This is a genomic window from Anaerococcus sp. (genome assembly GCF_022770135.1).
Taxonomy (GTDB): Bacteria; Bacillota; Clostridia; order Tissierellales; family Peptoniphilaceae; genus Anaerococcus.
Genome location: NZ_JALEIL010000141.1, coordinates 1 through 10,492 on the forward strand (window position 1 = coordinate 1; position 10,492 = coordinate 10,492).

The following is a 10,492-nucleotide window of genomic DNA, read 5'->3' on the forward strand; positions in this document are numbered from 1 at the left end:
TCATCGATCTTATGTATTCTCATGTAGCAAACTACCGAATATCCTTCTTTGATAAAGGCGTGATCTGCTATATAATCCATTGCATCGAGATTTCTCATATCCATGGCTTGTTCATGAATAAAGATGTCGTTTCTTAGTTGGGCTATTTGGTATATTTCATCTCTTTCTAGTTCTTCGAATTTCTTTATTTCAACCATAGGCTTCCTTTCTTTTATTTTTCTATTTGGACTTTATTTTTGTAATATACCTTACTGCTTCTAAGCTTGCAATTTGCCCCTGACCTACTGCCCTCATTATTTGATAGGGAGATCCTGTGACATCTCCTGCCGCAAAAAGACCCGCAATATTTGTCGCCATATTTGAGTCTACTTCTATGTGATTATCTATCATCTTTACTGATGGAACTAGTCTTTGGGCCTTGGATGAATCTTTAATTATGAAAAATCCATCAGCCTCAATTTTTTTGCCAGACTTAAACTCCAAAACATTGGCCCTATCACTTCCAGTAAAGCCTAGGGGAATTTCTCCTTCTATTAGATTTATAGCAGGATCTAGGTCTATATCCTTCTTGTACATATTGACAAAGCTAAGTTTACCTACAATTTCTGCCGTAAAGTTTGCTTCTTCGACACTTTCTTCATTGTAGCCTATAAGGACAACTTCCTTTCCCTTATATAGGGCTGCGTCGCAAGTTGCACAATAACTTACTCCCTTAGCAAAAAATTCCTCTTCGCCTACTAGGTCTTTTTTTAGCTCTATTCCTGTTGCTACTATTACTGCTACCGCTTCGATCATTTCTCCCGATTTAAGCATTAGAGCATGGTAGTCTCCCATGGCATAGACGGTTTGGACTCTTTCGTCGCTAAAAGTTATTTCATAATCCTCAAGAGAGTCTTTAAATCTTTGGTTCAGCTCACTTCCACTTATATCCCTAAAGCCTAGGTAGTTTTTTATAGATTCACTCTTGGTAAGCTTAGGAGAATCCTTGCCGAAGATTATTACAGACTTGTTTCTGATTTTTGCATTTAAAGCGGCGCTAAGCCCTGCTGGACCTGCGCCGATTATTGCTAGATCATATCTCATTACTTATATTGTTCCATTTTTTCTACTATAACTTCTCTAGATTGAAAACCTACCAGGGTATCCTTTAGGACTCCATCCTTAAAAATCATAAGAGAAGGAACTGCATTCACGTTGTATTGGCCTGCTATATCCTCTGACTCATCGACGTCTACGTTATATATTGTATAATCACCCTCAAGTCCCTCGAGAACTGGTCCTTGCATCTTGCATGGTCCACACCATGTAGCCGAAAAGTCCACTAAAATAAGGCCCTTGCCGTTTTCTACTTCAGTTCTAAATTCATTAGAGTTTAATCTTTTCATACTATCTCCTTTGTTCTACTAATCCTGAAACTTCACTAACAGGTAGAGAATATATAATTCCCTTGCCTTCCTTATCAAGTTCCATCTCCTTATATATTTTACCCCTAATAGTATCTTCTAATTCTTTTTTTATTAGCATTATTACTATATCTTTTTCAGGTTCAATATTCATATTCAAAAATATAGGGCTTTTAACATTTTCAGCAGATCCTCTTCCATGGACAAGAGTTGCTCCACGTGCTCCGTTATCTTGGGCGATATGAACTGCTCTTTGGCCCTCGTGTCTATCTACTATTACATATAGGCATACGTAATCCATCATATAATCCTTTCTGTCAAGCGATGTGCCAAAGGCTATACCTGTGTTTACATCCTTTAATTTATCCTTAATTTTCTCAAACAAAATATTAGTTTTATTCTCATCGAATAAGGCTGTTACTATTTCCTTTTTTGTCTTATCTATGTGAAGTTTACTCAAAATTTCATTTGGGGCAGCTCCTTCTCCATAAAAGCAGGAAATCCCAAAGGCCCCTTCATCTTTTAGGACCTTCATGAAATGACTTCCCTTACCCCTCGGTAAAATTATTCTTATATATTGCATTATCTTTCTCCCTTAAACAAAGCTCCTAGTATCATTATAGTTATTACAGGCATCATAGCTACAAAGGCTATTACTCCGAAACCATCAGCTATATTTCCAGCAACTCCCTGGCAGAAGGCTAGGATAAAGGTTGCAGTCATTGGTCCTGACGCAACTCCTCCTGAGTCAAAAGCTATTCCTACAAAAATTTGTGGAACTTTTCTTGAAAGAATCAAAGATATCATAAAGCCCGGGACTATGACCATCCAAAGGGCGAATCCTTCGATTTTGATCCTAAAAATAGCAAGCATGACTGCAAAGGCTACTCCTATAGACAGGGCCCTTAGGATAAGCTTTCTAGGGATAGAACCTCCCGTAACATCTTCTACCTGTTCGGATAAGACCGCTACCGCAGGCTCTGCAAGGACTACCAAAAGTCCTAATACAAAGGCTATTAATGGAAGGAGTTTAGAATCTGATAGGGCTTCTCCCATAACTCTTGCAAGCTCCATAAACCCTCCCTCTACGGAAGTTAAAAATGCTACCAAGCCTATGTAGGTATAAAATAATCCTATGGATATATCTTTAAGCTCTTCTTTATCAATCTTAAAATACAAGTAGTTCATTAGATAAAATACAAGAGTAATTGGAACTATAGCAAAAGAAGCATTAGTTATTCCACTAATTAGAGCAGATTTATGTGCTGCTTCTGCGATTTCTACATTTGCTGGATTAATTGATAGACTCATCAATATTCCAGCTATAATCGGTCCAGACGAAGCAATCCCTACAAGTCCAAAAGAGTCATCTTCTGACAAGTCACCCTTTAGTGAAGCAACTCCTAGGCCCAAGGCTATGATAAAAGGTGTCGTCATTGCTCCAGTAGTTGCACCTGATGCGTCAAAGGCAATAGCATGACCGAAATTATCTGCGAATATCATAAGGACAAAGATAATAGCGTATATCCCTATCATTAAAGCCGAAAGTCTTATCTCCTTAAATATCCTGAAAAGTCCAATAGAAATCATAATACCAACTCCGAGTGATATTATCATAACTATAACTTGAGGAGCAAGTCCAACTGCACTAGTTATTTCGTTGGCAAGTATTAAAAGATCCGGTTCTGCAACAGATATTATAAATCCTATAAATACACCAAAAATAATTACCGCAACAATAGAGTTAAATCTTGCGAGAAACTCTCCCATCATTGTTCCTATCTTTGATATAGACATCTCTACACCTGTCAAAAATACAGCTAGTCCTAAGATAACCCCAACGCATCCTAAAAGAAAATTAACTAATAATTTACTTTCTACTCCAACAAAGAAGTTAAGGATTAATACTAGAAGGGCTATAGGGATAACTGCTTTTGCATTGTTTTTTATTTCTTCGAAAAAAATATTTGTCACCTCATTTTTGTTTATAGAAAAAGAGGCAATCAAACGACTGTCTCTTCTTCCTAATAGCTAATTAATTTACAGCTTGAGATGCTGTGATAATTGCTATTTCGTACACGTCTTGTTCAGAACAACCTCTTGAAAGGTCATTTACTGGTGCGTTAAGACCTTGTAGTATTGGACCTAATGCCTTGTATCCACCAAGTCTTTGGGCTATCTTATATCCAATATTACCTGCTTGTAGATCAGGGAAGATAAATACATTACACTTACCAGCTACTTCAGATCCTGGAGCCTTTTTGGCTGCTGTATTTGGATCGATTGCTGCATCGAATTGGATTTCACCTTCAACTTTTAGGTCTGGGTTAAGCTCTAGGGCTCTTTGTTTAGCCTTAGCTACCTTTGTAGCTAAATCGTGGTGAGCTGAACCATGAGTTGAGAATGATAATAATGCTACATATGGGTCCATACCAAAAGATTCAGCACTTTTTGCAGTTTCTACTGCTACTTCTGCAAGCTCATCAGATTCTAGAGTGATATTTACAGCTGTATCTGCAAATACTAATTGGTTTCCATCTGGTCCTATCATTACCATAACACCTGATGCTCTGTTTACACCTGGTTTTGTTCTGATTATTTGAAGAGCTGGTCTAATAGTATCTCCTGTAGTACCAACCGCACCAGATACCATTCCGTCGGCATAGCCTGCTTTAACTAATAAAACTCCGAAATAGTTTACGTTTGTTTTTAGTAAAAACTCAGCTTCTTCTTTTGAAGTCTTTCCTCTTCTTACTTCTACGAAAACATCAACTAATTTATCGAAATCTTCGAAGTATTGTGGGTTTATAATTTGTAAATCCCCAAGTTTTAGTCCTTCCTTATCAGCAGTTTTTTGGATTTCACCTTGATCTCCCAAAACTATTGGTGTAAGAAGTCCTTCCTCTTTATGTCTTAAAGCAGCAGCTAGAACTCTTGGATCGCTACCTTCTGGTAAAACGATTTTTAAATTCTTGCCTTCAATGGTTTTTCTTGCGTTTTCTAGTATACCTTCTGGCATTTAGTCCTCCTATTTTTTATTTCTATGATATAACTATACCCATTAAATTTTAAACGTAAGCTTAGTTATTTAATTAACTTTTTGCTTTATTTAATGCTTCTAGTTCATTTGTAGCTAGGTCCTTATCACAAACTCCATTAACAATTTCCTTAAGGTAAACTGTAGAGCCTTCTGTTGAATAAAGACTAGTCAAAACTATACCATTATGAAAATTATCAAGCAAGCATAGGCTAAAAGATAAACTTCCAGTCTGTCCATCGAAAGCATCGAAGTTTACCACAGCCATATTACTTACGGCACCCATAGTAGTATCTTTAGCTTCGATTGCTCTTTGGTCGATCGTCCTAATTTCCTTATTTGAATTTTCTATTCTCTCGTTAATTGATACTAAAAGTTCCTCTAAGTTAACGTCTGTATTGTTTCCTCTTAGCAGATGGTCATATCTTTGCTTTTGCCTTCTTATCCTATTATTCATAGACATGATAAAGGCAAATTCAACCACAACTAAGACGAATAATATCCCTATAAATATTCCTGTCATTATTTCCTTCCTTCGATAATTTCAACATTTTTTTGATACAAATTTTCACATTTTTCTAAAACAGACTCATAGTCATAAGTCTCTTTGGTATATTTAAGATTCACTTCTATAGTTGGCATGGCAGATCTTATGGCTTCTTTTAAGAGATTATTAGCAATAATGCCATCAGATAAATTCTTACCTCTTTTTAGGATCTCAGAAAATTGATCTAGAGCTTTTAGAGAAATATCTACCATCTCTATCTGAGGCTTTGCTGCTGCTATAAAGTATTTTTCTTCAAAGTTTTTCTTCTTTATCTCGGCTATTAATTTCTTGGTTGCGTCAACATCTTCTTGGATAAGTTCTGTAAGCCTTTCATTGATAGATGTTTCACATGAAACATCGCCCATCATATTAATAAGATTGACTGCCATATTAGCCACAAGTATAACAACTGCTCCTCCTCCTGGATTCGGTCTCATATTTTTAATCTCTGAAAGGAGCTTTTCTACACTCATGTCAATTATCTTCATCGCCAAGTCTCCAATAGATGTTTTCTATATCATCAACTGTAAAGCAATCTATGATCAATTTGTAGGTCTTTCCTGTTTTATCTATTTTTACCTTAGAACCCACTTTTTCCATAAATTTCTCCTCATAATCTTCTAAGAGGATCTTATCTATGTCGCTTAAGCCCTTGGCCTTTTCCTTAGTTTTTTTCTTCTTTCCGATTTTTTCTGCATCTCTAACATTGATTTTTTTATTTATAAAGTTTTCAAGAGTTTTCTTTCTCTCATCCTCATCCTCTATAGATAGAAGGGTCCTAGCTTGAGAGGCAGAAATTTTCCTAGCAGCTAAAGCATCAGTTTCTTCTTGGTTTAATTTCAAAAGTCTTATAGTATTAGCTATATAAGACCTAGACTTACCCATAGACTTTGCTATTTCTTCCTGAGTCATAGAAAAATCATCCATAAGTTTCTTATAAGCCTCGGCCTCTTCAAGAGCACTTAAGTCCTCTCTTTGGATATTTTCTACTAAAGAAAGGATATCAATATCTTTTTGATCAAAATCTCTAACTATAGCGTCAATTTTCTTAAGACCAGCTTGAATACTTGCCCTATACCTTCTCTCACCTGCTATAATTTCGTATTTTCCATTATTTTTGCTTACTACAATTGGATTTAATAGGCCATATTCTTTTATGGATTCAGCAAGTTCATCTATATTTTCAAAATTCTTCCTAGGCTGGTCACTCCTTGCATCTATTAAATCTATATCAATTTTTTCTATACTAGCTATTTCCACTTCAGGTATGAGAGCCGATAGGCCTCTGCCTAAGGTTTTTCTTCCTGTCATCTTATTCACCTATCAATTCTTGGGCGAGCATCTTATAAGCTGTCGCTCCCTTTGACCTTTCCTCATATTCTAAGACAGACTTCCCATATGATGGTGCTTCTGCTAGCCTTACATTTCTTGGAATCATCGTCTTAAATACCTTATTTTTAAAATATGATTTTACTTCCTCTACAACCTCATAGGATAAATTTGTCCTCTTATCAAACATAGTTAAAAGCACTCCTTCTATCTCAAGGTCCTTATTTAAGGAGTCTTTAACGAGCTTATATGTATTCATTAACTCACTTACACCTTCTAAGGCATAGTATTCTGTCTGAATCGGAATTATTATAGAATCACTAGCTACTAGAGCATTGATTGATAAAAGTCCCAAGCTTGGTGGACAGTCGATTAAAACAAAGTCATATTCATCTTCAAGTTTTCCTACTATTTCCTTTAGTACCTCTGTCCTTGAAACTGGATCTAGATTTACAAGCTCGACTTCAAGACCTGAAAGTGAAGGTTCGGAGTTGATAAGAAGTACTCCTGATTCAGTCTCTTTTATATACTTAGAAAAATCTATTTTCTTTTCTATTTCTTTTACATTTTCTTCCTTGTCTTTTTCATCTTCTTCGTTTTCTTTATTTTCTTCTTTATCTTCTAAAATCTCGTAAAACAAGTCGTAAATTGAGTCTGCTTCTTTACCAATTCCCAGACCTGTGGTCGTATTGGCCTGAGGATCCATGTCAATTACAAGGACCTTCTTTCCTTCTTTTACCAAGGCCACTGAAAGATTTACTACACTAGTAGTTTTTCCTACCCCGCCTTTTTGATTAAATATTGATACTATCATACTTACCTCTCATTAATGTTATAGCTAGATCAATAGCCCTATTTTTTGCTCTCAACCTAACTCTGTTTCTATCGCCTTTGAAATTATATTCTTTTAGAATGTATTCTCCCTTGTACAAGACTCCAACGAAAACTTTTCCCAGATGGGCATAGCCAGTTGTAGCTATAACTAGGTCTGCCTTAGTCCTTCTATAAAGTCCATCAAGCATTTCCTTAAGAACTTCTCTACTCACTACATCATATTTTTCTATTGTTTCATATGAAACACTTAGCAAATCGTGCTTAGAAGAATTGGCATAGGTAACGTAACTCTCCTTTATAACATCACTAGCTCCATCTATATCTATAATAGAGCTCGCTATTAAACCACCGGTAAAGGATTCTGCAGTTGAAACAAACTCTTTTCTTTCTCTAAGTATGTCTATTAAAACTTCTTCTTTTCTCTTATCTTCAAAAGTTATTACATAATCGCCTAGAGATTCTTTGACCTTATCTATGCCCTCTTCTAAAAGAAGATCAACTTCCTCTTCATTTCTTCCACTTGCAGTTATCCTTAATATACATCCATTATCTGTTGCATAGGGACTAATCGTTGGATTTTTTCCTGAAAGATCAACTCTACTTGCCATATCCCATTCACCAAGAAAGGCAGTCTTTGCTGTGACGGATTTTATGAAAGAATCTTTCATAAGGTGTTTGACGACTTCTTGATCAAACATGTAAGTCATTTCATGAGGTGGACCTGGTAAGAGTACAAACTTAGTCCTATCTGATTCTATTATACAACCAGGTGCTGTTCCCTTTGGATTTTTTAATATTATAGCATCTTCAGGAAATATTGCTTGCTTTTTATTAATAGTTATAGCTTTTTCATCCTTTGAAAAATATTCTTCCAAAGCTCTTAGAGACTTAATATCTACTACTAGCTTAGCTTTCTTTGCCACCTTCATTACGACTTCTTTAGTTATATCGTCATCAGTTGGACCAAGTCCTCCTGTTATAAAAACATAATCGTAAGCACCATCAGATACTTTTAAGACGTCTTCAAGTCTATTGAAGTTATCACCAACTGTAATCATCTTATAGACATTGATTCCCATCTCCTTGAGATGACTTGCTATGTATTGTGAATTTGTATCTACTATATTACCCAATAAAATTTCAGTTCCTACTGAACAAATTAAAGCTTGCATATTTACTCCTTTTTCTACCTTATATTTTACCACAAAAAAAGGGGCTGTTACAAAACTATGAATAATCATCGTACCATCGTTGAGAGGATTCTCTTAGGAAATTTTACCTCTCCAGGCCGGTAGGCCAAGAAAGCCCGCCGGCTCATGGAGGCCGCCTGCCGACTGATGGAGGCTTATAGCCTGTCGGCTCGGTGAGACTTTCCGTGGAGCTTCTTCTACCGATAACGGTACGATTTATTCATTCTGCAACAGTCCCTCAATATAAAAGAAATTTACTTATCTTTTTTGTAAATCAATAGATAATCCTTCTTTTCTAATATCTATCATAAACTTAATGGCAAATACTATAGCTACAATACAAATTACACCCAAAATATCATTATAGACAGGAAATACAGCCACCAGATTATTCACCATATGAACCAAGATAACATCCTTTATATTCCTTCTATAATAATAGATATATCCTAGAACCAAACCGATGAATAAGGTGTTAATCCCTTGGATTAAATTTAGGTGATATATAGCAAAACTAAGTGCCGTAATTATTATCTTTGCTTTAGGACTTTTTTTAACTTCTGCAAAAAGTATTCCCCTAAATAGATACTCTTCTAGAATAGGTGCTAGGATTACAACACTTAAAATCATCAAGGCGTACTCGTAATTATTCGAAAAAGATAAAGCCTGGTTTAAGGTCTCTATTACACTGTTAATGTAAGCATTGTTCTCAAAAAGCTTCATTATCATTGAAATCAATATATTCCCAAAGCCAGCAAGACCCATCCCTATTATTACTAGTTTATAAGAATCCTTCTTTAGGCTTGCAGTTTTTACATAATCTTCATTATACTTATTTCGGTATTTATTAGACCTAGCTTTTACAAAAATCGCCACAAAAATCAACTTAGTAGCTTGCGTTATAATTAGATAGTAAAGAGCTTGGACCTCTCCTAAGACAAGTCCTGAAATAAATCCAACTGCCAAGTCGTAAAGAATATTTACTATCAGAAAAATTACTGCTATCATAAAATCTCCTTGTTTTACATGAAACATCATAGAGGGGATTTCTTTGGTAGATTTTTTCCTCTTGGATATTTCTTCTTTGTTTTTCTTATCTTTTCTACTACTATATTTACCCTTTCATTTCCATCTAAATCAAATCTATCAAGCTTTTTCACTTTCCCACCTAGGATATCTAAGGCATTTTGAGCATCTTCTAACTCTTCATCCGCCTTAGGTCCCTTAAGCGCTATGAAAATCCCTCCTACTTTGAGCATAGGAAGACAATATTCTGAAAGGGTCGCCATATTTGCTACAGCTCTTGATACCACAACATCATATGTTTCCCTCTCTCCTTTGGCGAAGTCTTCTGCCCTAGTGTGTATTGCCCTAGCATTTGTAAGGCCTAATTTATCTATCACTTCGTTCATGAACTTGACTTTTTTATTTACCGAATCAATTAGAGTAAGGTCGATATCTTTTTCAATCCTTAGAGGAATGCCAGGAAATCCAGCGCCTGCACCTATATCAAGTACCTTATCTCCTTCTTTGATGTAATTGAGTACTGTTAATGAATCCTTAAAGTGTTTAGTCTCAATTTCGCTAGGATCTGTTATTGCCGTAAGATTGGTGTGGCTGTTTACCTCTAGCAAATAATCCATATATATTTTATAAGCCTTATCCATCTAGCTCTCCTGTCTTAAGTCTAATTAATAGGACATTGATATCTGCCGGAGATACTCCAGAAATACGAGAAGCTTGACCAATAGATTCTGGTTGAATATCATTTAGTTTCTCAGCTGATTCTTTTTTTAGACCAGGAATTTTGAAATAATCAATATTCTTACTTAGCTTCTTACCCTCTAGCTTCTTGAACTTATCTATATCAGCCATCTGTTTTTTGATATAGCCTTCGTATTTTATTTCAGTTTGAGCTTGTATTTGTTGAAACTTTGGTAGCTTTGGCCTTTCTGGATCGAAGACCTCTAACATTTCATAATCCAACTCAGGTCTTTTTAATAAGTCGTGGAGGCTCATTCCATTATTTAAAGGAGTAGTTCCTAACTCTTCCAACTTTTTGTTAGTTTCCTCTTTTGGAGTTAGCATAACAGTTTTGAGCCTTTCTATCTCCTTATCTATGGCATATCTTTTGTCTACCATTTTTTGGTAT

Annotated in this window: 12 protein-coding genes and 2 pseudogenes; all 14 read right to left on the bottom strand. The window is 35.6% G+C overall.

Translation table 11 applies throughout. The annotated features are described in order from the left end of the window. Positions 1-197 (bottom strand): annotated as a pseudogene (locus MRZ08_RS07260) (hypothetical protein); the annotation flags it as partial. A gap of 22 nt (positions 198-219) precedes the next feature. After that, complete coding sequence (locus tag MRZ08_RS07265) at positions 220-1,083, bottom strand: NAD(P)/FAD-dependent oxidoreductase (RefSeq protein ID WP_297381142.1); 864 nt, start codon at positions 1,081-1,083, stop codon at positions 220-222. Further along, a complete protein-coding gene (locus tag MRZ08_RS07270) occupies positions 1,083-1,385 on the bottom strand; it encodes a thioredoxin domain-containing protein (protein ID WP_297381144.1) in 303 nt (100 codons plus the stop codon). Before MRZ08_RS07270 ends, MRZ08_RS07265 begins: the two co-directional genes overlap by 1 nt. Position 1,386: 1 nt before the next feature. Continuing rightward, complete coding sequence (locus MRZ08_RS07275) at positions 1,387-1,986, bottom strand: transcriptional regulator (protein ID WP_297381148.1); 600 nt, start codon at positions 1,984-1,986, stop codon at positions 1,387-1,389. Then, positions 1,986-3,410: a DUF1538 domain-containing protein gene (locus tag MRZ08_RS07280; RefSeq protein WP_297381151.1), complete on the bottom strand. Its 1,425-nt coding sequence runs from the start codon at positions 3,408-3,410 to the stop codon at positions 1,986-1,988. Before MRZ08_RS07280 ends, MRZ08_RS07275 begins: the two co-directional genes overlap by 1 nt. 28 nt (positions 3,411-3,438) lie before the next feature. Further along, positions 3,439-4,422 (bottom strand): phosphate acetyltransferase, encoded by a 984-nt coding sequence (gene pta / locus MRZ08_RS07285; protein WP_297381154.1) that lies wholly within the window; start codon positions 4,420-4,422, stop codon positions 3,439-3,441. A 73-nt stretch (positions 4,423-4,495) separates the two neighbouring features. Further along, entirely contained in the window at positions 4,496-4,963 is a 468-nt protein-coding gene (locus MRZ08_RS07290) for a DUF4446 family protein (RefSeq protein WP_297381157.1), read from the bottom strand. Next, complete coding sequence (locus MRZ08_RS07295) at positions 4,963-5,475, bottom strand: cyclodeaminase/cyclohydrolase family protein (RefSeq protein WP_297381160.1); 513 nt, start codon at positions 5,473-5,475, stop codon at positions 4,963-4,965. Before MRZ08_RS07295 ends, MRZ08_RS07290 begins: the two co-directional genes overlap by 1 nt. Then, complete coding sequence (locus MRZ08_RS07300) at positions 5,462-6,298, bottom strand: ParB/RepB/Spo0J family partition protein (protein WP_297381163.1); 837 nt, start codon at positions 6,296-6,298, stop codon at positions 5,462-5,464. Before MRZ08_RS07300 ends, MRZ08_RS07295 begins: the two co-directional genes overlap by 14 nt. Position 6,299: 1 nt before the next feature. Further along, positions 6,300-7,130 carry a ParA family protein gene (locus tag MRZ08_RS07305; RefSeq protein WP_297381166.1) on the bottom strand — a complete coding sequence of 277 codons (831 nt, stop codon included), beginning with the start codon at positions 7,128-7,130 and terminating at the stop codon, positions 6,300-6,302. Beyond that, the gene (locus tag MRZ08_RS07310) at positions 7,111-8,322 is read right to left on the bottom strand and encodes a CinA family nicotinamide mononucleotide deamidase-related protein (RefSeq protein ID WP_297381168.1); all 1,212 of its coding nucleotides are present in this window, start codon (positions 8,320-8,322) and stop codon (positions 7,111-7,113) included. The genes MRZ08_RS07305 and MRZ08_RS07310 overlap by 20 nt, the downstream gene beginning before the upstream one ends. A gap of 276 nt (positions 8,323-8,598) precedes the next feature. Next, positions 8,599-9,348: a type II CAAX endopeptidase family protein gene (locus tag MRZ08_RS07315; RefSeq protein WP_297381170.1), complete on the bottom strand. Its 750-nt coding sequence runs from the start codon at positions 9,346-9,348 to the stop codon at positions 8,599-8,601. A 26-nt stretch (positions 9,349-9,374) separates the two neighbouring features. Continuing rightward, positions 9,375-10,007: a 16S rRNA (guanine(527)-N(7))-methyltransferase RsmG gene (gene rsmG, locus MRZ08_RS07320; protein WP_297381173.1), complete on the bottom strand. Its 633-nt coding sequence runs from the start codon at positions 10,005-10,007 to the stop codon at positions 9,375-9,377. After that, a pseudogene (locus MRZ08_RS07325) lies at positions 10,000-10,492 on the bottom strand (tRNA uridine-5-carboxymethylaminomethyl(34) synthesis enzyme MnmG); the annotation flags it as partial. The pseudogene MRZ08_RS07325 and the gene rsmG, both read right to left, overlap by 8 nt.